The sequence below is a fragment of the Ilumatobacter fluminis genome (genome assembly GCF_004364865.1).
Lineage (GTDB): Bacteria > Actinomycetota > Acidimicrobiia > Acidimicrobiales > Ilumatobacteraceae > Ilumatobacter > Ilumatobacter fluminis.
The window spans coordinates 3,377,638-3,402,502 of sequence record NZ_SOAU01000001.1; the positions used below are offsets into that span (position 1 = coordinate 3,377,638).

Here is a 24,865-nt window from a genome sequence, read left to right on the forward strand (position 1 = left end):
CCGTGACCGCCCGATGAAGGTCGCGATCGACGCCGGACCCCTCTACGGCCACCGGACCGGTGTCGGCATGGCCGCAGCGGGCATGATCGACGCCCTCGCCCGACGCGACGACGTCGACCTGGTGCCGTATCTCGTCAGCGGACGCTCGACGCCGGAACCCGGTCATCGTCGACTCCCGCTGCCCGGCATCGTCGCGTCCCACGTCTGGTCGAGGGCCGACGCACCGAAGGCCGATCGCTGGCTCGACGGCGCCGACCTCGTGCACGGGACGAACTACGTCGCCCCGGCCACCGCGATGCCGGCGGTCGTGTCCGTCTACGACTGCTGGTTCCTCCGTCACCCCGAACAGGCGTCGGCGCTCGTGCGGCGGGCCGGCGCGAACCTGCGTCGAGCCGTCCGGCGCGGCGCGTGGATCCATGCGAGCTCCGACGTCACCGCCGACGCGGTCCGCGACCTGCTCGACACCGACCGGGTCCGGACCGTCCTGCTCGGTCCTCCGCCGACGCCGGTCGACATCGAGCCGCTGCCGGTCGATCGTCTGCGGGGTGCGCGCTACGTGATCGCGATCGGGACCGAGGAACGACGCAAGGGACTGCCGGTGCTCGTCGAGGCCTTCGCGCTCCTGCGCGAGCAGCATCCGCGGCTCCGCCTGGTGCTCGTCGGTGCGCCGGGCGACGACAGCGATGCGGTCGATGCTGCGATCGAGCGGCTCGGCGTGGCCGACGGGGTCGACCGCATGGGTCCGGTCGACGACGCGTCGAAGCTCTGGCTCCTCCGGAACGCGGCGGCGCTCGCCTACCCGTCGATCGACGAGGGATTCGGTTTCCCGGTGCTCGAGGCCCAGGCCGCGGGCACACCGGTCGTCGCAACGGCCGTCGGCTCGATCCCCGAGGTGGCGGGCACGGGCGCCGTGCTCGTCGACGATCCCACCCGGTCGGCGTCGGTGTTCGCCGACGCGATCGTCGAGGCGATCGACGGGCACGGGCGGCTCGCACTGCTCGAGGCCGGCTACCGCAACGTCCGCCGGTTCGACTGGGACACGACCGCCGCCGGCGTCGTCGACCTCTACGAGAGCGCGATGGGAGGCTCCTCGTGAACGTGACCGTGCTGTGCGGCGGCGTCGGTGCCGCACGATTCCTCCGGGGCCTGCTCGACGTTGTCGAAGCGTCGACCGTGACAGCGGTGATCAACACCGCCGACGACACCGTGCTGCACGGCTTGTCGATCTCACCCGACCTCGACACGATCACCTACACCCTGGCCGGCGCGACCGACGACGAGCGGGGGTGGGGCCTCGCCGGCGAGACCTGGAACGCGATGGCGGCACTCGGCCGGTACGCCGAGGTACGTCCCGCCGGTTCGGGTGCCGCACCGACCTGGTTCAACCTCGGCGACACCGACCTGGCCACGCACTTCTACCGGACGGCTCGCCTCACCGAGGGCGCGTCGTTGACGGAGGTCACCGCCGAGATCGCCGCCGCGTGGGATCTCGGGCTGCGCATGCTGCCGGTCACCGACGACCGCTTCCGCACCCTCGTGACCCTCGGCGGCGACGGCGACGAGGCCGGGTCCGAGGTCACCTTCCAGGACTACTTCGTACGCCTCCGGCACGGCGTGCCCGTGACCGATGTGCGCTTCGAGCACCACGACGCCCGGCCCACCGATGCGGTGCTCGCTGCCCTCCACGACGCCGACGTGGTCGTCATCGCCCCGTCGAACCCGATCGTGTCGATCGGGCCCCTGCGTGCCCTGCCCGGCATCGATGAGGCGCTCGTCGCCCGACGCGAGTCGGTGGTGGCGATCTCGCCGATCGTGGGCGGCGCGGCGCTCAAGGGCCCCGCCGACCGGATGCTCACCGAACTCGGCGTCGAGCCGTCGGTGACCGGCGTCGCCGGTCTCTACGCGCCGGTCGCATCGGCACTCGTCGTCGACACCGTCGACGCCGACCACCGCGACGCCGTCGAAGCGGCCGGCATGCGCTGTGTCGTGACCCCGACGATCATGTCGGAGGCCGGCGTCGGTGCCGAACTGGCTCGAACCTGCCTGCAGTTCGCACGCTGACCGGTCAGAGCTGAGCCAGACCGTCCGACAGGTCGGTCCAGGGCGCCCACCCGAGATGGATACGGGCACGCACGGGCGACACGGCAAAGCGCAGGAGCTCGTCGATCGGGGCCGGCTCGGCGACCGGTTCGGGCGACGCGGCGCCCGACACCTGCTGCCAGACCTCACGGACGGGCGTGGCGACACCCGTCCCGACGTTGATGACCAGCCCGCTCCCCTTCGCCCCTGCGCGCCCGAGTGCGTCGACCACGTCGTCGACGAACACGAAGTCTCGGGTCTGTCGGCCGTCGCCGCGGATGATGGCGGGCTCGCCTGACCGCGCTGCGTCCGCGAATGCAGCGACGACGCCTCCATCGGGACGCTGGCGAGGCCCGTACACGGTGCCCAAAGCGAGTGCGGTGAACTCGACGGCGTCGAGATCGCGCGCCGCCTCGAGCAGATCGACCGTCGCTCTGGCGACGACGCCTCGGACGCCACGCGGTTCGAGCGGGCGCTCTTTCACCGGGACGTCCTTGCTCGCCGGCCGGCCGTAGATCGCGCTGGCGGGAATCGCCGTCACGATCTTCGCCACGCCGTGGTGACGGGCGGCGTCGACGACGGTCATCGTGGTGGCGAACGCCCGGGAGAGTTCGTCGGTCGACCGGCTGCGGGGCACGGCAGCCAAGTGGTAGATCACGTCGGGGCGGCGCATGCCGATGAGCGCAGCGCATTCGGCGCTGCCGGCGTCGAGGTGGTGGATCTTCAGGGTTCCGGCGGCGTTGCGGGCGTCGGCGAGATTGCCGAGGCTGCCGTGGGACAGGTCGTCGACCACGTCGACGGCGACGTCGTCGGCCAGGAGTCGCTCGACCAGGTGCGAGCCGATGAACCCGGCACCGCCGATCACCAAGGCACTCGTCACCGTCGAACCGCTCGTCACGGCGCCATTCTGGCCGGTCAGGGAGCGTCTGCGGGCAACCGCTCGTCGACCACCGCCGTGCCTTCGGGCACGGAGTAGGTCGGACCGATGACCGAGTCGGTCACCGAGGCCGACGCCGAGACCGTGCCGGCCACGATCGAGTTGTCGACGCGAGCGCCGGCGGCGACCGTCGCACCGGGGAGCACCAGCGAGCCGCGCACCTCCGCGTCGGCGCCCACGGTGGCGCCGGCCGAGACGACCGAGTCGTCGACCGTTGCCGAGGCGTCGACGGCGGCGCCCGACTCGACGGCGTCGACTCGGACGGCGCGTCGGCCACTCACGATGTCGAGGTTGGCCTGCAGGTACAGCTCGGGGCGACCGGCGTCGATCCAGTAATCGTCGGTCGACATCGCGGCGAGCCGACGATCGGCGACGAGGGCCGGGAACACGACCCGCTCGACCGAGACGCGCTCGCCCTCGGGGACCAGATCGAGCACGGACGGCTCGAACACGTAGGTGCCGGCGTTGATCAGGTTCGAGTCGGTCTCACCGGGGGCCGGCTTCTCGACGAAGCGTCGGACGTGGCCATCGGACTCGGTCTCGACGACACCGAACGCCGACGGGTCGTCGACCGGGGTCAGGTGGATCGTGGCGTCGGTGCCGACCGAACGATGGGCTGCCAGGAGTTCGGCGACGTCGAGGTCGGTGATGATGTCACCGTTGGCGACGATGAAGGTGTCGTCGACGCCGACGTGGCGGGCGGCGAAGGCGATCGCCCCACCGGTGTCGAGCGGCTCGGGCTCGACGGCATAGTGGATGTTCACGTCGCCGCAGCGATCGTCGGTGAACGCCGCCGCGAACGGCTCGGGCCGGAAACCGAGCGCCAGCACGACGTCGGTGACCCCGCACGGGGCGAGGCGTTCGACCAGCTGCACGATCATCGGCCGGTGGCCGACCGGCAGCATCGGTTTCGGAACGTCGTACGTGAGCGGGCGGAGCCGGGTGCCGAACCCGCCGACCAGTACGACGGCGAGCATCAGCCGTCGTCTTCCGTGTCGCCGGTGTCGTCACCGGTGTCGGTGTCGGTGTCGTCACCGGACTCGTCGTCGACGAGGGTGTCGCTCGGCGGCACCGTGCCACCGTCGATCGAGGTCTGCGTCTCGGTCTCGAGCAGCGACTCGAGGTCTTCCGGACGGAGCTGGCCGCTGTCGATGGCGCCGAGCTCGGGCAGATCGGGCGCCCACGGCGGCATGACCTGGTCGGTGCCGTCGGGCGTGAAGTAGATGCCGAACACCATGCCGTCGTTGTCGACGTGGATGTTGTTCATGTTGGCGATGTAGCGGTTGCCGCCGTCGGTGTCGGTGAACGACCCCCACGCGACGACCGTGACTTCGGCGTCTTCGCCGTCGCACTGCGTCTCGCCTTCGATGTACTCGGTGAGGATCTCCGAGGGCGCCTCGGCGACGAACTCGGGGTTCGGACCGACCGAGCCGGCCGACGGGAATTTGATCGACTCGTCGTCGAGTTCGACCTGGTAGCTCTCGAGGAACACGCCGAGCGTGGCATTGCGACCGGTGGCCCGCGACGTGTACGGGTGCCAGTGGATGACACCGTCGTCGTGGCTGTGGATGCCCGAACGGATGAAGTCGGTGTTGGTGAACTGGCCCTGGGAGTTGCGCTCTTCCAGGTTGCCGTTCAGCATGACCCAGCCGTCGCACAGGTAGAAGCCGTAGGCGGCGTGCCAGTGGTCGTTGATGGTCGGAGGCGACTGATCGGCTGCCGGCACCGTCTGCCGGGCGTAGACGATGAGTCCGAGGCCGACGATCAGCGTGATCGCGACCGCGAGCGGGAAGATGGTCCCGCCCTGGAAGCGGACCTTCTGTCCTTTGCCCTTCTGCGCCAGCTTGGCGGCCTTCTTGGTCGACGAACTGCTTGCCACGGGTCGCAAGGCTATCGGAGCACGCTCCGGAACCTCCGGCAGCGATCTCAGCGGGTGATCAGGCGCATCAGGTCGTCGTAGGCCGCGCCGATCGCCGACGGGGACGCGTGCTCGACGACCCACCGCCGTCCGGATGCTCCCAGTCGTTCCCTGGTCGCAGCGTCGTCGGCGAGGCGCCGTAGTTCGGCGACGAACGCGTCGGGGTCGTCGGGCGGCACGCTGACGCCGGCTCCGGCCTCGTCGAGCAGTCTCGGGATCTCGGTACCGGGGTCGATCGACGCGACGACCGGTCGCCCGGCGGCGAGACTCGAATACGTCTTCGACGGCACGCTGACGTCGCCGAGACCGGCACGGAGCGGGACGACGTGCACGTCGCCGGTGGCCAGCACTTCCGGCAGACGTTCGATCGGCTGGTACCCGACGAAGCGGAGATTCGGGACATCGGAGGCCTGCGACTCGAGTTCGGCACGAGCAGCGCCGTCACCGTTCACGACGAAGCCGAGGTCGGGGCAGGCGCGGGCGGCTGCGACGATCAGGTCGAGCGACTGCGAGAACCCGACGTTGCCGGCGTAGAGGACGATCGGGCGGCCGTCGAAGCCGAGCTCGGCGCGGTAGTCGGTCATCCGATCGGCGGGGGCGATCCGGTCGGTGTCGACGAAGTTGGGGATCACGTGCACCCGCCGGGCCGTGAGCTCGTCGACCTTGCCGGCGACGTTGTCGCGCAGGTCGTCGCTCAGCACCGTCACGGCGTCGGCTCGCCGGTAGCTCACACGCTCGAGCCACGACGCGACCGCGATGACGCGCCGGTTCGTGATCGCTCCGGTTCGGACGGCGGCGTCGGGGAAGACGTCCTGGATGTTGAACAGCAACCGGCCGCGGCGGAGTCGGGCGACGAGCCAACCGGTGAGGCCGAGCGTGAGTGGGGGCGACATCGCGAAGACGGCGTCGGTGCGGCGGAACCACCCGCCGGCTCGGAGCGCCGCGACGCCGGCGAGGATCGAGAAGGCGACGAAACCGAGCGCCCGGCGGACCAGGTTCGACTTGTCGTCACCCGGAAACGGGTGGATCCGGGTGATGGTGCCCCACTCGACCTGCTCGGTTCGCACGAGACGCCCGGTCCACCCCGGTTCGATCCGGTGGGCCCGGTACCACGGCAGCGACGTCACCACGTGGAGTTCGTGGCCGTGGGCGGCCAGCTCCTCGACGATGCGGGTCAGGACGGTGCCGGTGGGCGCCGTGTCGGGGGCGAAGTGCGGACCGAGGACGACGATCTTCACGATGGGCAGCCTGTCACGAGCCGACCTCGACGGCGAGCCGGTACGCAGCCTCGAGTGCCGTTCCGGACGTGTCGAGCGTGAACGCGTCGCGCCGGTCGTGGCCGAGCCGAGCCAGGTCGGCCCGCTGCGACCGGGCGATACGGAGCGCGTCGGCCCACGATGCCGGGTCGGCGCCGCCCTCGACGATCACGCCGGCGTCACCCACCACTTCGCGCACGGCGTCCGCGTCGGACGCGACCACCGGTGTGCCGAGCGCCATCGCCTCGACCAGCGGTGCTCCGAACCCTTCGTATTCGCTCGGGAAGGCGAGCGCGTCGGCCCCGGCGATCAAGGCATCGAGGTCGTCGGCGCTCACCCTGCCCGGTCGGACCACCCGCTCGGCGTGCCCCGACGCGGCGATCAACGCCTGCAGCGCTTCCTCGGCCGGACCCGCCCCACCGGTGAGCACGACCGTCGTGTCGTCGTCGAGGTGATCGAGCATCCGAACGAGGACGTCGTGGCGCTTGTGCGGGTGTGTGATCGCCGGGTACACCACGATCGGGCGGTCGCCGAGGCCGAACCGATCCCGCACCCGGGCGACGTCGTCGGCATCTTGAGCCGGCACCGGGGGAACCCCGTGCGGCACCACGACCACGCGCTCGGGATCGGCGCCGAACACGTCGATCACGCGCCGACGGACGTACTCGGTCGGGGTGGTGACCACCGACGCCCGCGCGACCGACCGCGGCATCATCGCGTCGAGGTAGCGCCGCCGGGCGTCGCTGAAGTACTCGGGGAACCGCCGGTACTGGAGATCGTGGATCGTCAGCACGATCGGCCGTCGACCGACCATCGGTGTGGTGCCACCGCCGTGATGGACCAGGTCGGCGCTCCGGGTGCGGGCGGCCAGCCACGTGTGCTCGAGTGCGATCCGCACGCCGCGGTTGTCGCGATCGATCGGTGTCGTCACGAGTTCGAATCGCTCGTCGAGCGCGGTGTGGACCCGCTCGAACGACGGTGTGCACAGGATCCGGACGTCGACGTCGGCGCCGACTGCGTCGAGACCGAGCATCTGCCGCGCCAGATACTGCTCCGACCCGCCGACCCGACCGGGCGCGATCCAGGTCAGATTGACGGCGACGCCGATCGTCACGAGAGCACCTCGCGATAGGCGTCGGCCGTGGCAGCAGCCGCCGAGGCCCACGATGCGTCGGAGACCCGCCGGCGGCCCGCCGCGACCAGCTCGTCGCGCCGTTCGAGTGCCGCGTCGATCCCTGTGGCGATCGATTCCACGTCGGTCGGGTCGACCAATGACGCTGCACCGCCGGCGGCCTCCTCGGTCGCACCGCCCCGGCTCGTCACCACGGGCGTGTCGGTGGTCATCGCCTCGAGGATGGGCATCCCGAAGCCCTCCTGCAGACTCGGATACGCGAACACCGAGGCTGCTGCGTAGAGCGCGTGGAGTTCGCCGTGGGGGACGAAGCCGAGGAACCGCACGTCGGCCGCACCATCGACCTCCACGTCGCCCCAGCCGGTTGCGCCGGCCACGACGAGGGGCATCCGGTGCTCCAGATGCTGCATCGCCGCAGCGAGACGAGGCAGGTTCTTGCGGGGCTCGATCGTGCCGACGAACAACACGAACTCGTCGGGGAGACCGTGGGTCGAGCGGACCCGTTCGACGTCGTCGGCGTGGACGGCGACCTGCTCGACGCCCCACGGCACGACGCGGAGCCGCTCCGGGTCGAACCCCATCGACGTCAGGTCGTCGGCGGTCGCCTGCGACGGGCACAGCACCAGATCGGCGGTGCGGCATCGGTCGAGCCCGGCGGTCATCACCCGGACACCATGCCGCGTGAACCGCTCGGGCGTGTGGACGAACGCCGCATCGTGCACGGTGACGACGTGCGGCGCCTTCGTGGCAGCCGGGATCGCGATCGTGGAGTGGCAGACGTCGACCGGCCCTGTCGCACGTTCGACGGTCGGCCACCCGACCCGATTCCAGGTCTCGTACAGCCACGGTCGCGCGATCGGCAGCTGCGCGACGTCGATGGCCGGTACGAAGGCGGCGTCGGGCGAGGCTCGGTGCCGTCCGGCGACACCGACGATCTCGACGTCGTCGCGCCGGAGCAGCTCGTCGAGCACGCGAAGCGTGGCCACAGCCGTGCCACCCGGCACGTCGTGCCAGCACTGCTCGAGCGTGTAGGCGACGCGGATCATGCGGAGATGATGCCAGCAGCGATCGCCGGCTCGCGATACGCCGCGGCCAGCGAGTCGACGGTCTCGTGCGCGTTCAGGCCGCTCGGGTTGGGGACGATCCAGAGCTGAGCGCCCTCGAACGGCTCATCCTGGAATCCCATCTGCGCCTTCGGCGAGCGGAACGCCGTGCGGTACGCCGTGACGCCGGCGACCGCCACGACGGCAGGGTGGAGTTCGCGAATCCGAGCCCGGAGCTCCTCACCGCCGCGCCGGTACTCCTCGGCGGACAGCTCCGACGCCTTCGCCGTCGCTCGACGGACGACGTTCGTGATGCCGATGCCGCGTTCGATCAGGTGGCTGCGATCGTCGTCGGTCATGCCGCTCCCCCGGTCGATCTCCCGCTCGATCACCCCGCCCAGCAGCAGAGCGGGGTAGAACCGGTTGCCGGGGTGGGCGAAATGGGTCTGGGTCGCCGCGGTCCACAAGCCCGGGTTGATGCCGACGAACAGCAACCGCAGTCCCGGCCCCACGAGGTCGTCGACCTCGGCGTCGCGGAACGACTCGAGTTCGGCACGCGTGAAACCCATCGGCGGCAGGGTACGCCGAACCCGGTCGGTTGATGTCAGACATCAACCGACCCCCGGCGCCACCGACCGTCCGCGATCGGTCGGTTGATGTCTGACATCAACCGACCAGCTGGGCGACGAGTTCGGCGAGGGGTTCGTGGTACGGCCGCAGCAGGGGGATGCCCGCATCGCGGAGGGCAGCGTTGTCGAGGACGCTGTTGGCCGGACGCGGAGCCGGCCTCGGTGGATCGAGGTCGACGGTCGAGATCGGGTGGACCATCTCCGGGTCGCGGCCGGCGGCGGCGACGATGTCGCGGACGAACTCGTACCAGCTGACCGCGCCCTGGTTCGTGGCGTGGAAGATGCCCGAGCGGCGTTCGGCCGCAAGGTGACGGACGAGCGGTGCGAGGTCGGCGGTGAAGGTGGGGCAGCCGCGCTGATCGTCGACGAACGACAGCGTGTCGCGCTCGGCACTGACCCGCAGCACGGTCTTGACCATGTTGCCGCCGGCCGCACCGCAGACCCACGAGGTGCGGACGATCGTCGAGCGCTCCCCCGCGACGACTTCGCCGGCCCGCTTCGATCGGCCGTACACCGACTGCGGGTTGGTCTCGTCGGTCTCGACGTACGGGCGGTCCGAGGTGCCGTCGAAGACGTAGTCGGTGCTGATCTGGACGAGGTGCGCACCGGCGGTGTCGCAAGCCTCACGCAGCCAACGAACGGCATCGCCGTTGTCGCGCATCGCCCGTTCGGGGTCGCTCTCGCATGCGTCGACCGCCGTCCAGGCAGCACAGTTGACGACGACGTCCGGGCCGACGTCGGCCACGACGGACGCCACACGATCCCGGTCGCCGACGTCGAGGGCGGCGCGATCGACGGCGTGGACGTCGTCGCCCGACGCCACGCAGGTCGCCACGAGGTCGTGGCCGAGCTGTCCGGCAGCGCCGGTGACGAGGATGCGCATCAGAGGCCGGCGCGAGCCTTGAGCGGCTCCCACCAGTCGCGGTGCGTGCGGTACCAGTCGACCGTGTGCTCGAGGCCCTGGTCGAAGTCGCGTTCGAGCGTCCAGCCGAGCGCCGAGATCTTGTCGATGTCGACCGAGTAGCGGCGGTCGTGCCCGAGGCGGTCGGGGACCCATTCGATGGCACTCTCGTCGCGTCCGGTCAGGGCGAGCAGCCGCTCGGTGATGTCGCGGTTGGTGACCTCGTTGTGGGCGCCGATGTTGTACACCTCGCCGACCTCGCCGCGCTCGAGCACCAGGTGGGCGGCGCGGTTGTGGTCTTCGACGTGGATCCAGTCGCGGATGTTGCCGCCGTCGCCCATCAACGGCACCGTCTTGCCGTCGAGCAGATTCGTCGTGAAGAGCGGGATCAGTTTCTCGGGGAACTGGTACGGCCCGTAGTTGTTCGAGCACCGCGTCACCACGACGGGGAGCCCGTAGGTGGTGTGATAGCTGAGCGCGAGCAGGTCGGAGCCCGCCTTGGCCGCCGAGTAGGGAGACCGCGGCGTGAGCAGGTCGCCCTCGGCGAACGAGCCCTCCTCGATCGAGCCGTAGGTTTCGTCGGTGGAGATGTGCAGGAACCGTTGCACGTCGCTCCGGCGGGCGATGTCGCACAGCACGTTCGTGCCGAAGACGTTGGTGTGCACGAACGCATACGGGTCGCTGATCGAGCGGTCGACGTGGGTCTCGGCGGCGAAGTGCACGACGGCGTCGTGACCGGGCAGGTGTTCGGTGACCGCATCCTGGTCGCAGATGTCGCCCTGGACGAACCGACACCGACGGTCGTCGACGACATCGTCGAGCGAGGCCCGGTTGCCGGCATAGGTGAGCTTGTCGAACACCGTGATCTCGTGGTCGCTGTTCGCCAGCACCCATCGCACGTAGTTCGATCCGATGAAACCGGCGGCGCCGGTCACGAAGAGTTTCACGTCGTCTCCTCCGAATGGTTCGCGAGCACGTCGGCGAGCGACGGCGCCGACCGATCCTTGACCGACACCTGCATCGGGTCGTCCGGGTCGACGGCGATCGGCCAGTCGACGCCGGCGTCGAGTGGGCTGCACGCCTGCCCGGCCATGCCGGGCTGCCATTCGGCGTCGAAGCAGTAGACGTACTGGCAGCCATCGCTGGTGGCCTGGAAGCCGTTGGCGACACCCGACGGGACGAGCACCTGTACACCCGGCCGGAGCGCGACCGTGACCGAGGCTCCACGGGTGGCCGACTCGGGCCGCAGGTCGACGTAGGCCCCGTAGGCGGAACCGGCGGCGACCGACACGAGCTTCGTCATCGATTCGGCGTGCAGACCGCGAATCGCACCGAGCCGGGTCTCGGTCACGTTGATCTGGCCGAACGGGGCGAGGGCGACACCGGCCGACTCGAACGCCGAGCGCCGGAACAGCTCGCGGATCGTGCCGCGTTCGTCGGTCACTTGCTTGGGGGTGACGACGAACAGGCCGTCGATGTCGGTGGGCGCGACGGCGAAGTCGACGATCTGCACACTCATGATTCGAACGGCTTCACTCGACGTCGATCTGGCAGTGGTCGCCGATCATCAGCCGGAGGGCCCGCGGCTTGCGAGCCGAGCGGCGGACCGAGGCGTCGGAACCGATCAGGCTGTCCTCGAGTCGGGCGATGTCGACGACCGACGAGTCGTCCATCAGCACCGAGTGCTCGACCTCGGATCGCTCGACGACGCAGTTCGCACCGATGGCCGAGAACGGGCCGACGAACGAGTCGACGATGCGCGCCCCGGCGCCGATCGCCACCGGGCCGCGCACGGTCGAGTTCACGATCTCGGCACCCTCGGCGATCACGACCCGCCCCTCGACGGACGAGGCCTCGTCGACGGAGCCGTCGATACGGCGTTCCATCCGCTCGAGGATCAGACGGTTCGCCTCGAGCAACGGCGTCAGCTTGCCGGTGTCGATCCACCATCCCTCGAGCAACTCACAGCGCACCCGCTCACCCTGGTCGAGCAGCCACTGGATCGCATCGGTGATCTCCAGCTCGCCGCGACCCGACGGTTCGATCGCCGCGACCGCGTCGTGGATGCGAGCAGTGAACAGGTACACACCGACGAGCGCGAGGTCGGACGGCGGGTCGGCCGGCTTCTCGACGAGCTGGACGACGTGACCGTCGGCGTCGAGCGTCGCGATACCGAATCGGTGCGGGTCGGGCACCTTCTTGAGGAGGATCTGGGCCTCGGGCGGCTGGTCGGCGGAGCGAGCGGCCTCGAACGCCGACACGAAGGCGGCGAGGTCTTGTTCGAGCAGGTTGTCGCCGAGGTACATGACGAAGTCGTCGTCGCCGAGGAACTCGCGTGCGATCAGCACGCAGTGGGCGAGCCCGAGCGGCGCGTCCTGGGGGATGTAGGTGATCTCGGCCCCGAACTGCGATCCGTCGCCCAGCCCGGCCATCACCTCGTCTCGGGTGTCGCCGACGATCACGCCGATCTCGGTGATCCCGGCCGCCACCATCGACTCGATGCCGTAGAACAGGATCGGCTTGTTCGCCACCGGAACGAGCTGTTTGGCACGGGTGTGGGTGATCGGGCGCAGGCGCGTGCCGGCACCGCCGGCGAGGACGAGGGCCTTCATGGCGGCGAGTCTACGTAGTCTCGTACTCGGTCGGAGCGGGACCGATGCCGCGGAAGTAGTCGAGGACCTCCTGCGATCCGCCGTCGAGTTCGACCACCGAGTTGCCCGAGATCGTGGTCGGGTTGACCGGGATCCGGTACGTGTGCATGCCCTCTTGGACCGCCGCACGCAAGGTCTCGGCGGCGTCGAACGGGTCGAGGCGTCCGTCGATCCGCACCGACTCGGCGACCGACTCGACGAGGTCGCCCGAACCGAACGGGGACGATTGCAGTTCGCTGAGCGCGCCGTCGACCGCAGCCCGCATGAACAGCTGTTGCCGTTCGATCCGACCGAGATCGGCGCGGGGGTCGATCACCCACTGCGAACCGTCCCACTCCTCGTAGTAGCGGCTGCGGGCGTAGGCGAGCGCCATCACGCCGTCGAGCGTCTGACAGCCGACGTCGAGCTTCAGCCCGCTGTGGGTGTCGCGGGCCGCGTTGCCGACGCACAGCTCGACGCCGCCGATCTCGTCGATGATGTCCTTGAAGCCGACGAAGTCGACCTCGACGTAATGGTGGATCGGAATGCCCAACTCGTACGAGATGGTCTTGGCCAGCCGCTCCGGTCCTTCGTTGTAGGCCGAGTTGATGCGCTGGCTCCGACCAGTGTCGGCGATCTCGACCCACAGGTCGCGCGGGATGCTGGTGAGTGCGACGCCGCCGTTCGCCTCCTGGCGGAGGATCATGATCGTGTCCGAACGTCGACCGCCCACCTGGCCCTCGTCACCGACGATGCCGAAGTCCTCGTCGTCGCTGCTGACGCCTTCGCGGCTGTCGGAGCCGACGAGGAGGTAGTTGAGCGCCGGGTAGGTGATGGTGTCGACGACGCCGTCGCCGTCGATGTCGGAGTCCCCCTCGCCCGGGAGCGGGGCCAGCACACCGTCGAGGCCGGCGACGACCTCGACGTCGGCGACGCGCTCGTCCGCGGCACGCACGATACCCCAGACCCCGGCGCCGGCGACCGCTGTGGCGACCACGAGCATGGCCGGGAGCGGCGAACGACGGCGACGGCGGGGGGATTCCGTCATGGGCTGATCTGACACTCTCACCACGCTATCTGCGCAGCGAGTCGGGACCCGGTCACGCTCCGACGCCGCCGGGGCGGAGCCGACGTCGACTCAGTCGGGCCTCAGGTGGACGATGTCGCCCACGTCGACGTGGTGGCTGATCGCACACTCGTCGACCACGATCAACCGCCCGTCGTCGTCGACCTCGATCGCCGTCCCGACGAGTTCGTCGGCCGGGCGGATCACACGGACCCGCTGCCCCAACGTCGCCAGCTCGGCGCGATAGGTGTCGCCGATGTCGGCGGGGAGTTCGTCGAACGCCGTCAGGACGCTCAGCAGGAACGTGCCGGGGTCGATGTCGCCGAGCCGAACCGCTCCCTCGGGAGCCCAGCCCAGGTTGACGCCGGTTCCGACCACGACCGCCCCGTTCTCGGCGCGTTGGGCGAGGACCCCGGCGAGCTTCTGCCCGTCGACGACGACGTCGTTCGGCCATTTGAGGCGGGCATCGACACCGGTCTCCGCACGCGCCGCCCGTGCGACCGCGAGCCCGACACGTCGGACCAGTTCGCCCGGGTCGGACGCCTCGCGGAACAGGAGCGAGACGAGGAGGTTCGCTCCGGGCGGGGCGTCCCACTTGCGGTCGAGTCGGCCCTTGCCGGCGGTCTGGTGACCGGTGCGGAGCACCGTCCGGTCGGGCGCCGTGCCGGCCTCGGCGAGGAGGTCGGTGTTGGTGCTGCCGGTCTCGGGGACGGAGCGAATCGTCCATGCGGCAGCGCCGGGATCGCTCCGGAAATGGTCCGCGGTGCTCACAGCACCTACATTGGCATCCGTGCTGCAGAAGATCCTGATCGCCAACCGCGGCGAGATCGCCGTCCGTGTCATCCGAGCCGCCCGAGAGATGGGCATCGCCACCGTGGCGGTGTACTCCGAACTCGATCGGAACGCCCTGCACGTGCGTCTCGCCGACGAGGCCTACGCCCTCGGCGGCCAGACCGCTGCCGAGAGCTACCTGAACACCGAGGCGATCCTCGACGCGATCCGCGAGAGCGGCGCCGACGCCGTCCACCCCGGCTACGGCTTCTTCTCGGAGAACGCCGACTTCGCTCGGGCGATCACCGAACTGGGCGTCGCCTGGATCGGCCCACCACCCGAGGCGATCGACGAGATGGGCGACAAGGTGTCGTCGCGTCTCGCCGCCGAGCGCGGTGGCGCACCGATCGTGCCCGGCACCACCGAGTTCGCCCAGGGCCCCGACGAGATTCGTGACTTCGGCAACTCCCACGGCTGGCCGGTCTGCATCAAGGCGGCGTTCGGCGGCGGCGGCCGCGGCATGAAGGTCGTGAACTCCGCCGACGAGGTCGACGACGCGATGGCCTCGGCGCAGCGCGAGGCGAAGTCGTTCTTCGGCCGCGACGAGGTGTACGTCGAGCGCTACCTGACCTGGCCGCGCCACGTCGAGGTCCAGCTCGTCGGCGACCAGCACGGCAACTGCGTCTGGGTCTCGACCCGTGACTGCTCGGCCCAGCGCCGCCACCAGAAGCTCATCGAGGAGGCCCCGGCCCCCGGCCTCCCCCACGGTGTCGAGGAAGCGATGGGCGAGGCGGCGGTCAAGGCCGCCAAGGCCGTCGGCTACTACAACGCCGGCACGGTCGAGTTCATCTACCAGGACGGCGAGTTCTTCTTCCTCGAGATGAACACCCGGCTCCAGGTCGAGCACCCGGTCACCGAGGTCATCACCGGCATCGACCTCGTCGAGTGGCAGATCCGCGTCGCCGCAGGCGAAGCGCTGCCGATGACCCAGGAGCAGGTACGCGCCCGCCAGGACGGTCATGCGATCGAGATCCGGATCAACGCCGAAGACCCGGCCGAGGGCAAGTTCCTGCCGTCGCCCGGCCCGATCTCCAAGCTGGTCGCCCCCGACGGATTCGGCGTCCGCTTCGACTCCGGCTACGAGTCGGGTGACGAGATCAGCCAGTACTACGACAACCTCGTCGGCAAGCTGATCGTGTGGGGACGCGACCGCGACGTCGCTATCCGCCGCACGCTCCGCGCTCTCGAAGAACTCGTGGTCGAGGGCGTCGCCACCACGATCCCCGCCGACATCGCGATCCTCGAGCATCCCGACTTCGTCGCCGTCGAGCACTCGACGAAGTGGGTCGAGCAGACCCTCGACCTGACCGGCGTCACGGCGACGCCGGCCGCTCCGGCCGACGACGACGCCGAGCCGCTCGTCGAGCGGTCCACGACCGTCGAGGTCAACGGCAAGCGGTTCGCCGTGAAGATGTGGGTGCCCGAGACGGTCGGCGTCGCCGCGGCACCGGCGAAGGCCAAGAAGAAGCGCGCCGCATCGGGCGCCGGCGGCAGCGCCGCCGGTTCCGGCCAGGTGGCCGTGCCGATGCAGGGCACCATCGTCAAGGTGCTGGTCGAGGTCGGCCAGGAGGTCACCACTGGCCAGGGCGTCGTGGTCCTCGAGGCGATGAAGATGGAGAACCAGATCAACGCCGACAAGGACGGCACGATCGCCGAGATCAAGGTCTCGCCGGGCGACACCGTCGGCGGCGGCGACGTCGTCGTCGTGATCGAGTAGTCCGGCGCTGGTCGATCGGTCGGTCGGTCAGACCGGTAGATCGAGGCCGAACATCGAGCTCTGACCGCCCTCGGCCATGAACTCGTCGAGCGGCAGCGCCAACAGGTCGTGGGCCGGCATGGCCGGCGCGAACAGCCATCCCTGGGCGAAGTCGCAGCCGAGCGACCGGAGCAGTTCGAACTGGCCCTCCGTCTCGACGCCCTCGGCCACGACGCGCAGCGTCAGCGCGGCGCTCATGTCGATGATCGCCTTGACGAGGGCCCGGTCGGCCGCGTCCGATTCGATCCGAGCGACGAAGCTCCGGTCGATCTTGACGACGTCGACCGGGAAGGCGTGGAGGCGTGCCAACGACGAATGCCCGGTGCCGAAGTCGTCCACCGACACGCCGAGTCCGTCGAAACGCTTGACGGCCCGCACCGACTCGAGCGCCCGTTCGTAGTTGGCGTCGACGATCTCTCCTTCGACCACCTCGAGGGTGAGGCGGTCGGGCTCGAGCCCGGATCGTGCGAGCTCGTCGCCGAGGACGTCGACGATGCTCCCGTCGACGAGTTGGGGCGTCGCGACATTGACCGACACCCGCGGTCGTTCCCCGTTCGGGCCCACCCATCGGCACGCATCGTCCATCGCCCGTCCGAGGATGACCCGGCCGAGTTCGCCTACCAGTCCGGCCTGTTCGGCCACCGGGATGAAGTCGGCCGGCGAGACGACGCCGCCACCTGGACGTTCCCACCGCGCCAGCGCCTCTGCGCCGACGATCCGGCGGTCGGCGATGCGCACGATCGGCTGGTACCACGGCACGATCTGGCCCTGCCGAAGCGCGTGACGGAGATCGGCTTCGATGCGGACGCGGTCGACGGACCGCTCACGGTCGGTCAGCGAGAACTGACGGCGACAGCCGCCACCCGCCGCCGACGCTCCACGGCTTGCGGTCGCTGCGTTGGCGAGCAGGACGTCGGGTGTGACGCCCGGTGCAGAGTGCGCTTCGCCGATGCTCGCCGTGACGAACAACTCGCTCCCGTCGATCCACAGCGGTCGGGCGACTTCTCGCTGCACGGCGTCGGCGACCGTCTCCGGGTCGCTGGTCGGCCCGTGTGGGAACGCCAGCACGAACTCGTCGCCACCGGCACGGGCGACGGACCCTCCGGTCGGGCACACGGCGGCCAGACGTCGACCGATCTCGACGAGGGCGTCGTCGCCTGCCTGGTGGCCCAACGAGTCGTTGATCTGGCCGAACCGGTCGAGACCGATGTGGAACACGACCACGCCGTCTCCGGTCGCCCGGGCGGCGACCAGCAGCTGGCCGACGCGGTCGGTGACCAGTTCCCGGTTCGGGAGGCCGGTCAGTTGGTCGTGGAGCGAACGGTGTCGCAGCTCCGTGTGAGCGGTGTCGCGAGCCGCTGCGGATGCGACCATCGTCGCCAGGGCCTCGACGAATCGGATGTCGTCGTCGTCGAGCGTCGCCGGCGCGGGGACTTCGAGGTCGATGACACCCCACACGCCCCGTTCAGCCGAGACAGGGATGCATGCGCCGATCGTCGCCGGCTCGTCGTCGTGGTCGGCCGGTTCGACCGTGATCAGGCTCGTGCTCACCGTCGCAACGGCACGGTTGACCTGGTCGTCGGTCGAGGCACGACGTCCACTCCCCAGAGAGGCGACCGACCGGAGGCGGTGCCCCACCGGGTCGCGTTGGAGCACGCGGCATGCAGCGAGGCCGACGTCGTCCGCGATCACGTCGAGCGCGTCCCACACGACCGCGTCGAGGGTGGAGGCGGCGAGCGTTCGTCGACCGAAGTCGACGAGCTTGGTGCTGCGTTCGGCGTGGCGACGGAGAGCTTCGTCGGCTCGACGGCGTTCGGTCACGTCGAGTGCCACACCGGTCAGCGACACGAGCCGGCCGGAGTCGTCTCGCCGACCTCGGCCCCGGGTTTCGACCGCGAGCGAATCGTCGCCGTCGGATCGAGCCGTCACGAACTCGACGGCCTCGGCCGACGTCTCGTCGCTGATCTTGTGGAGCTGATCGACGAGGAGCGATCGCGCCGTCGGCGACACCGACTGCAGGAACTCGTCGAACGTCTCGGTGCCTTCGGCCGCGCGGTCGAGCATCTGGTCGAGGCCGCGCGACGTCCAGACCCGATCACCGACGACGTCGAACTCCCAGATGCCGGCGCCGGCGGCCTCGAGCGCCTCTTCGTACCGGTCGGCTCGCTCGCTTGCGAGACGCTCCTGACGCTGCAGATCTCGCTGCAGTGCGGCCGACTCGACCTGGAACGCGATGGCACGCAACAGGATGGCCACGGTCCCGATCAGGCCGAGCGCGACCAACGACGGCTCCGTGTGCAACACGCCGTGTCGCAGCTCGATCCACACCATGAACCCGACGGCCGCCACCGCGATCACCACGGCGGTCCAGCCGGCGTCGCCCGACCACACCCGCGGGACGTGGACGTCGACCGGCGCCCTGATGGCGAAGGCGAACACGAGCCATGCCGCCACCCAGAGACTCGGCGCCAACCAGACCGATTCGGCGGTCGCGCCGAACTCGAGCGCGGCGCCGGCAAACTCGGCGAGCACCATCAGACCCGTCGCTGCGGTGCACCATGCGATCGGGTGACGCCAGCGAGGTGTCACCCGGCCGAGGGTGTCGGCCACCAGGCCGAAGGTGAGCAGTGCCACCGCCGGATGGAAGACGAAGTCGATGACGCCGCCCTCGTTGCCAGGGTCGTCGAGCCACAGCAACCGAAGGCCGGCTGCGACCGTCGACGTCGCGACCAGGATCATGACGATGTCGAGCAGGGCTCGCACGTGTCGGACGCGCGCACCGTCGATCGGCAGCACGAGGAAGGCAGCGATGATGAGGAAGTGGGCGGTGATCTCGAGGACGGCGACGGTCGTCTCCACCCCGCTCGGCGAACGCACCTCGCCCACTGCCTCGATCAGATTGGCGAAGGCCCACACGATGGCACCCGAGCCGAGCAACGCCGATGCACGACCGGACCGACCGGCCGTTCTCGTCCGACCGAGGGCCGTCAGACCGGCGACCAGCGCTGCCGAGGCAGGCATCAGGTACAGGGCCGCGTCGAGCATCGTTCCGGTCGCAGCCACGATCGCCACCGCCCACACGACCACGACGATGGCGGCGAGTCGCCACGGCCCGGCGGCCACGGTGGCGCGGACGGCGCTTGCGAACCCGTGTGGCGGTGCGACGCGGCTGGTGGTCTCATTCGCACGCTCCGTCATGTAAGCGATTACACCACAGATTGTGCGTTCGAGAAACAGGTCATTGGACGACGTTCCCTCATGCAGTTGCGTGAACGATGCGCGATCATGGGGTGATCGAGCCACATCCATCACTCCGCGTCGTGATCATCGACGATCACGTCATGTTCGCCGAAGGCGTCGCAGCATCACTACGCGCCACCGGCGAGGTCGACGTCGCTGCCATCGCGCCGACGGCCGACGAGGGCGAGGCGGCGGTCGGCGTGCATCGACCCCACGTCGTGCTCCTCGACTTCGGGCTCCCCGACGACGACGGTGTGACGCTCGCCCGCCGACTCCACCAGCGGTTCCCCGAGGCGAAGCTCGTGATGGTCACGAGCCTCGTCGACGAGCGGCTCGTCCTGCGCGCCGTGGAGGCCGGCTGTGCGGGGTTCGTGACCAAGGATCGCACCGTCGACGAACTGGTCGCCGCGATCCGCTCCGTGGCCGACGGCGAGGCGCTGATCTCGCCGATCATGCTGAACAGGGTGCTCCGCCAGATCCGTCGACGATCCGAAGGGACGGTCGGCTCCGACCTGAGCGACCGTGAGCGCGAGGTGCTCCAGTACGTGTGCGACGGGCTGACCAACCCGGCGATCGCCGAACGGCTCCATGTGTCGCACAACACGGTCCGCAGCCACGTCCAGAACATCCTGTCGAAGCTCCAGGTCCACTCGAAACTCGAAGCTGCCGCCGTCGCCACCCGGTCCGGCCTGGTCGAGCCGCGCTGATCATGGGTCTCCCGCCTCGCGAGATGGGAGACTGGGAGGCGGTGCGGCCGTTCGTCCTCGACGCGCTGTACGCACTGCCCGACCAGGTGTGGTTCGCGACTCCCGACCTCCGTCGGATCCTCTTCTCGTCGAAGTCGTTCGAGGACATGTACGGGATCCCGCTCGACGAGTTGTATCGCGACCCGGCCAGCCCGCTCGCGCTGACCGATACCGACGACACGGGCGAGATCGCTCGAGCGCTGGTCACCGGACGCACGAGCCGACGCCCACAAGAATACGAATACACCGTCTACCGCCCCGACGGCGCCGAGCGGGTGCTCCGACTCCGCACGATCCCGCTCCTCGACGACGACGGCCGGATGCACATGATGGCCGGCGTCACCGAGGACGTCACCGAACGAGCGACCGCCGTTGCCGAAGCCGGCCGACTCAACGACCTCCTGACGACGATCCTCGATTCGACCACCGATGCGATCACGCTCGTCGACGCCGACGATCGCATCCGCTACGTCAACAGCACCCTCCGGCGGATTGCCGGTCTCGGCGACGGCGACTACGCCGGCCAGCCGGTCGACGACGTGCTCCCCGGCCGGACCGAACTCCTCCGGCAGCTGACGCAGCAGGTGATCGCCGACGGACGCCCGCGGACGCTCGCCTGGCACCAACCCGTCGCCGACCGGTGGCTCGAGACGACGCTCACCCCGGCCGACGGCGGCGTGCTGGTCGTCACCGAGGACCGCACCGAACAACGGCAGGCCGAGTCACGCGAACGCAAGTGGATCGACGTCACCCACCGGGCGGAACGTCTCGACGCGCTCGGCCAGATGGCCGGCGGGATCGCACACGACGTGGGCAATCTCGTCCGGCTCGTCCTGTCCGGGCTCAACGAGGCAACCGAGGCACTGCAACGTGGCGACGACGCAACCGCGGCCCTCGCCGATGCGACGCACGCCGCCGAACGATCCCTGGCGATCACCCACCAACTCCTCGCCTTCTCACGAGGCACGGCAGGCCCACCTCACCCGGTCGTGCTCGATTCGGTCATCACGAACCTCCGTCCCCTGATCGACCGGACCATGGACTCCGGCATCCGGGTCGACCTCCGGCTCGAGAGTCGGCAAGCGATGGTCGAGAGCGATGAGGCCCGTCTCGAGCAGATGCTCCTGAACCTCGTCACCAACGCCCGGGCTGCGCTCCGAGACGGGGGTGAGTTGACCATCACGACCCGGCGTCGGCCCGCCGACCAGGGCGCCGCGAGCCCGATGCTCGTCGAACTGGTCGTGTCCGACACCGGGACCGGTATGCCCGCCGACGTCGCACAGCATGCGTTCGAGCCCTTCTTCACGACGAACGAGGTCAGCGGCACCGGACTCGGCCTGTCGACCGTCATGGCGACGGCCGTCGCTGCCGGCGGCAGCGCCCGGATCGATTCGACCCCCGGCGTCGGCACCAGCGTGATCGTCGAGATCCCCATCGTCGACGATCACCCATCCGAGCGGCCGTCCGATCTCCTGCTGGTCGACACGTTCGGCCCCGACTCCGACGCGACGATGGAGGCGCTCGAGATCGCCGGCTACGCCGTCAACCGGCTGACGCCCTCGAGGATCATCGGCGAGCTCGACCGGAACCCGGGGCGGTACGCCCTCGTCTTGCTCGATCCACTCCTCGACGGCGGAGCGGGCGTCGCCCTGCTCCGGCAGTTGCGCTCGCTCCACCCGAACACCGCGACGGTGCTGCTGTCCGGCCGCACGACGCACCCCGACCTGGCGGCCGATCCGGGCGTGCACTTCGTCCGCTCGCCGTACGGCCAGACGGAACTCCTTCGGGCGATCCGAGACGCCGTCGGGCGTTCGTAGCTCCCTACTCGGCCGCTTCGGCCAGGGCTTCGCTGAGGGCCGGGTGCACCAGCAACGACTCGTAGATGTCGCTCACCTTCAGGTTGGCGGTGACCGCGAGGGCGATCACGCTGATGAGCTCGGCCGCGTGTCGGCCGACGATCGACCCACCGAGCACGACCCCGGTCGCCGGGTCGGAGATGATCTTCACGAAGCCGCGCGGATCGTTGTTGATGTGCGCCTTGGCGGTGGTGGCGAACGGCACCTTCGTCACCCGGATCTTGCGCCCGCTCGAGAACGCCTCGGCCTCGGCCAGACCGACATCGGCGATCTCGGGCTCGGTGAAGATCGCCGATGCCGCCTTGTCGTAGTCGAGGTGGCGGTGCTCGACCGTGTGGAGCCCCATGACGTGTTCGGCGACCTTGCGCCCCTGCATCGACGCAACCGACGCGAGCGGCAGCTTGCCCGACACGTCGCCGGCGGCGTAGATGTGACGCTGGTTCGTGACGCAGTGGTGGTTGACCGGGATGTAGCCCCAGTCGTCGGTTTCGACACCGGCTGCGTCGAGGCCGAGGCCGTCGGTGTTGGGCACCGAGCCGATGGCCAGCACGGCGTGCGACGACCGCACGACACGGCCGTCGTCACAGCGAACGACGACGCCGCCGGTCTCGTCGTCGCGTTCGATCGTCTCGGCCCGAGCCCCTTTCAGGAGCTTGACGCCGCGTGCGATGAAGTCGTCCTCGAGCACTCCTGCGACTTCGGGATCCTTCCCCGGCAGGACGTGCTGGCGGCTCACGACGAGCGCGACCTCGGCGCCGAACGACGAGAACATGTGGACGAACTCCACACCCGTGACGCCCGAACCGATCACCGTGATGCTCTCGGGGAACGACTTGGGCGGGTAGCAATCGCGCGTCGTCAAAATGCGGTCGCCGTCGGGCGAGCACCAGTCGGGGATGCGGGGCCGTGAACCCGTCGAGACGAGGGCGGCGTCGAACTCGATGGTGCGGGTGCCGTCGGGGCCGTCGGCCTCGGCGGTGTTCGGGCCGGTGAACCGTGCCGTCCCGTTGATCATCGTGACGCCCTGACTCTGCAGGAGCTGCTTGATGTCGTCGTTGAGCTCGTGCTGGATGCCCTGCACACGCGACGTGAGCGACTCGATGTCGACCTCGGGCGCGGCCTGGGCGAGCCCCATTCCCTGGAGCCGGCGGGAGAAGCTCATCGCGCCACCGGTGGCGATCATCGTCTTGGACGGGATGCAGTCCCAGAGGTTGGCGGCGCCACCGAACACGTCACGTTCGACGATGGTGACCTTGGCCCCGAGGCGGGCGGCGTACGTGGCGGCCTGGTAGCCGGCCGGGCCACCGCCGATGATCAGAAAGTGCAGGCTCACGCCGTCCAGACTACGGGCCGTGGCCCTCGTCGTGTTCGTGACCGTGTTCATGGCCGTGCCCGTGTTCGTCGCCGACGTCGGTGACCACGTCGAGTCCGAGCGTGGGGACGGTCACCGATTCGGTCAGGTCGGCGGCCGGGACGATGTTCGGGCAGTAGGTGCTGGGGTAGGCGATGAGATCGCGTCGCTCCCCCACCCACTCGAAGTGCATCCCGTCGGGTGAGCGGAAGTTGCCGCCCCAGGCGAAGCCGTGCTTGCGGAAGATCCGCACCACGTCGCAGTTCATCTGCGGCCGGCAGCCGAGGCAGTTCGACACGGTGTTCGTGTCGAGCGCCATGCCGTACGAGTGACGGGACAAGAACCCGATCTGGGCGGTGAGACGACTGAACCGGGCGCCGGCGTAGCAGCCGCCGTACGAGTTCGCGTTCGCCACATCGATGGCGCTCGCGAGGCCCGCAGCAGCGACGTCGGCCAGCGCAGCCTTGAGGTCGTCGACGACCTCGACGTGGCATCGTGCGCGGATCGGGATCGTGGCGTTCAGGGTCTCGCGGCCGGGGCGAAGGTTGGTGGCGATCCAGTCGGGGTGCATCGAGACCGACCCGTCGCTCTCGAAGCGGTAGAGGGGCTCGCCGAGCGCGACCTTGGTGCGGGCGGTGCTGAGCGTGCTGTCGGGGCTCATGGGGTCCCAGCTGTGGGCGACGCGGGTGTTCCGTCGGTCGTACAGACCTTGGGCATCGAGCGCCTGCTCGATCGTCGACCGGTCGACGTCGTAGATGATCACCCGGGTGTCGGCGGTCGCGCCCAGTCGGGCGGCGACGTCGGTCGTGAACACGAGCTCGGCGGAACCGATCTGCTCGTACGGACGGATGGCGGCGATCGACAGCCGAACGGGAGCGCCGGAGGCCGACTGCATCGTGATCACGTCGCCCGCCTGCGCACCGATGAGCTCGGCGGTCATCTCGTTCATGACGACACGGTCGGGACCGAGCACCGACGACACGTCGACGCCGTAGATCCGACCGATCGAGTGCGCCGGCACCGACGAATAGACCATCGGGATGAGGTAGCCGGTCGGCGCGGCGTGCACGCTCACCCCGGACCGATCGATCGAGCGCATGCCGAGCGAGCCGGTGCGGGCGGGCGTCGCCACCGCATCGGCGGCGGCAGCAGCTCGGCCGGCAGCGACGACGACCTCGGTGTCGACGTCGCCGAGATCGAACACGACCACGAGATCGCCGGGTGGTTCCACGTATCGTTCCGCTCGCTCGGCGACCACGGCGCCGTCGCCTGGCGCGGCCCACGCCGCAACGGCGACGATCATCACGACGACAGCGGCGACGGCTCCGACGACCGTCGACCAGATCGCGACGGGTCGGGCACGGGTGGTCATGGCGCGCAGCCTACGGGCGACGCCGCAACGAAGGGTGGCGGCTCGGCCGGAGGCGGCTACGGTCTGATGATCGTGAGCGAGCCGACCACACCCCCCGACGAACCCGACGCATCGACGCCGAC

The 24,865-nt window shown here is 69.7% G+C and carries 21 protein-coding genes; 5 read left to right on the forward strand and 16 right to left on the reverse strand.

Features of this window, described 5'->3' with window-relative positions; all coding sequences use genetic code 11:
- The first annotated feature begins 13 nt into the window (after positions 1-13).
- Positions 14-1,096: a glycosyltransferase family 4 protein gene (locus tag BDK89_RS15290; RefSeq protein WP_166657610.1), complete on the forward strand. Its 1,083-nt coding sequence runs from the start codon at positions 14-16 to the stop codon at positions 1,094-1,096.
- Positions 1,093-2,061, forward strand: a complete 969-nt coding sequence (gene cofD, locus BDK89_RS15295) for a 2-phospho-L-lactate transferase (RefSeq protein WP_133869773.1) — start codon at positions 1,093-1,095, stop codon at positions 2,059-2,061. The genes BDK89_RS15290 and cofD overlap by 4 nt, the downstream gene beginning before the upstream one ends.
- A 4-nt stretch (positions 2,062-2,065) precedes the next feature.
- On the opposite strand, the gene BDK89_RS15300 is transcribed toward cofD, so the two are convergent.
- The 13 genes from BDK89_RS15300 to BDK89_RS15360 form a co-directional block, all read right to left on the reverse strand.
- Entirely contained in the window at positions 2,066-2,977 is a 912-nt protein-coding gene (locus BDK89_RS15300; RefSeq protein ID WP_166657611.1) for an NAD-dependent epimerase/dehydratase family protein, read from the reverse strand.
- 17 nt (positions 2,978-2,994) lie between these two features.
- A complete protein-coding gene (locus tag BDK89_RS15305; RefSeq protein WP_133869775.1) occupies positions 2,995-3,993 on the reverse strand; it encodes a nucleotidyltransferase family protein in 999 nt (332 codons plus the stop codon).
- On the reverse strand, positions 3,993-4,895 hold the full coding sequence (locus tag BDK89_RS15310; RefSeq protein ID WP_133869776.1) for a hypothetical protein: 903 nt from the start codon (positions 4,893-4,895) through the stop codon (positions 3,993-3,995). The genes BDK89_RS15305 and BDK89_RS15310 overlap by 1 nt, the downstream gene beginning before the upstream one ends.
- 47 nt (positions 4,896-4,942) lie before the next feature.
- Positions 4,943-6,172 carry a glycosyltransferase family 4 protein gene (locus tag BDK89_RS15315; RefSeq protein WP_133869777.1) on the reverse strand — a complete coding sequence of 410 codons (1,230 nt, stop codon included), beginning with the start codon at positions 6,170-6,172 and terminating at the stop codon, positions 4,943-4,945.
- 13 nt (positions 6,173-6,185) lie between these two features.
- Positions 6,186-7,304, reverse strand: coding sequence for a glycosyltransferase family 4 protein (locus tag BDK89_RS15320; RefSeq protein WP_133869778.1), 1,119 nt, complete (start codon positions 7,302-7,304; stop codon positions 6,186-6,188).
- The gene (locus tag BDK89_RS15325) at positions 7,301-8,368 is read right to left on the reverse strand and encodes a glycosyltransferase family 4 protein (RefSeq protein WP_133869779.1); all 1,068 of its coding nucleotides are present in this window, start codon (positions 8,366-8,368) and stop codon (positions 7,301-7,303) included. Before BDK89_RS15325 ends, BDK89_RS15320 begins: the two co-directional genes overlap by 4 nt.
- Positions 8,365-8,934, reverse strand: a complete 570-nt coding sequence (locus tag BDK89_RS15330; protein WP_133869780.1) for a mismatch-specific DNA-glycosylase — start codon at positions 8,932-8,934, stop codon at positions 8,365-8,367. Before BDK89_RS15330 ends, BDK89_RS15325 begins: the two co-directional genes overlap by 4 nt.
- 97 nt (positions 8,935-9,031) lie before the next feature.
- Positions 9,032-9,877 (reverse strand): dTDP-4-dehydrorhamnose reductase, encoded by an 846-nt coding sequence (rfbD, locus tag BDK89_RS15335; protein ID WP_133869781.1) that lies wholly within the window; start codon positions 9,875-9,877, stop codon positions 9,032-9,034.
- Positions 9,877-10,842, reverse strand: coding sequence for a dTDP-glucose 4,6-dehydratase (gene rfbB / locus BDK89_RS15340; RefSeq protein WP_133869782.1), 966 nt, complete (start codon positions 10,840-10,842; stop codon positions 9,877-9,879). The genes rfbD and rfbB overlap by 1 nt, the downstream gene beginning before the upstream one ends.
- The gene (locus BDK89_RS15345; protein WP_133869783.1) at positions 10,839-11,414 is read right to left on the reverse strand and encodes a dTDP-4-dehydrorhamnose 3,5-epimerase family protein; all 576 of its coding nucleotides are present in this window, start codon (positions 11,412-11,414) and stop codon (positions 10,839-10,841) included. The genes rfbB and BDK89_RS15345 overlap by 4 nt, the downstream gene beginning before the upstream one ends.
- A gap of 13 nt (positions 11,415-11,427) precedes the next feature.
- Complete coding sequence (locus BDK89_RS15350; RefSeq protein ID WP_133869784.1) at positions 11,428-12,507, reverse strand: glucose-1-phosphate thymidylyltransferase; 1,080 nt, start codon at positions 12,505-12,507, stop codon at positions 11,428-11,430.
- Positions 12,508-12,517: 10 nt separating this feature from the next.
- Positions 12,518-13,573: an LCP family protein gene (locus BDK89_RS15355; RefSeq protein WP_133869785.1), complete on the reverse strand. Its 1,056-nt coding sequence runs from the start codon at positions 13,571-13,573 to the stop codon at positions 12,518-12,520.
- Positions 13,574-13,663: 90 nt separating this feature from the next.
- A complete protein-coding gene (locus BDK89_RS15360; RefSeq protein ID WP_166657612.1) occupies positions 13,664-14,362 on the reverse strand; it encodes a biotin--[acetyl-CoA-carboxylase] ligase in 699 nt (232 codons plus the stop codon).
- Between the two features lie 19 nt (positions 14,363-14,381).
- Between BDK89_RS15360 and BDK89_RS15365 the strand changes: the two genes are divergently transcribed.
- Positions 14,382-16,139, forward strand: coding sequence for an acetyl/propionyl/methylcrotonyl-CoA carboxylase subunit alpha (locus BDK89_RS15365; protein WP_133869787.1), 1,758 nt, complete (start codon positions 14,382-14,384; stop codon positions 16,137-16,139).
- 27 nt (positions 16,140-16,166) lie between these two features.
- Here the strand turns inward: BDK89_RS15365 and BDK89_RS15370 are convergent, their stop codons facing one another.
- Positions 16,167-19,376: a putative bifunctional diguanylate cyclase/phosphodiesterase gene (locus BDK89_RS15370; RefSeq protein WP_133869788.1), complete on the reverse strand. Its 3,210-nt coding sequence runs from the start codon at positions 19,374-19,376 to the stop codon at positions 16,167-16,169.
- Between the two features lie 77 nt (positions 19,377-19,453).
- On the opposite strand from BDK89_RS15370, the gene BDK89_RS15375 reads away from it, so the two are divergent.
- A complete protein-coding gene (locus BDK89_RS15375; RefSeq protein ID WP_133869789.1) occupies positions 19,454-20,125 on the forward strand; it encodes a LuxR C-terminal-related transcriptional regulator in 672 nt (223 codons plus the stop codon).
- 2 nt (positions 20,126-20,127) lie between these two features.
- On the forward strand, positions 20,128-21,981 hold the full coding sequence (locus BDK89_RS15380) for a hybrid sensor histidine kinase/response regulator (RefSeq protein WP_133869790.1): 1,854 nt from the start codon (positions 20,128-20,130) through the stop codon (positions 21,979-21,981).
- Between the two features lie 4 nt (positions 21,982-21,985).
- Here BDK89_RS15380 and BDK89_RS15385 read toward each other — a convergent pair whose 3' ends face one another.
- Both BDK89_RS15385 and BDK89_RS15390 read right to left on the reverse strand, forming a co-directional pair.
- Complete coding sequence (locus tag BDK89_RS15385; protein ID WP_243839182.1) at positions 21,986-23,353, reverse strand: dihydrolipoyl dehydrogenase family protein; 1,368 nt, start codon at positions 23,351-23,353, stop codon at positions 21,986-21,988.
- 10 nt (positions 23,354-23,363) lie between these two features.
- Entirely contained in the window at positions 23,364-24,743 is a 1,380-nt protein-coding gene (locus BDK89_RS15390; protein ID WP_133869792.1) for a M15 family metallopeptidase, read from the reverse strand.
- Positions 24,744-24,865: the final 122 nt, after the last annotated feature.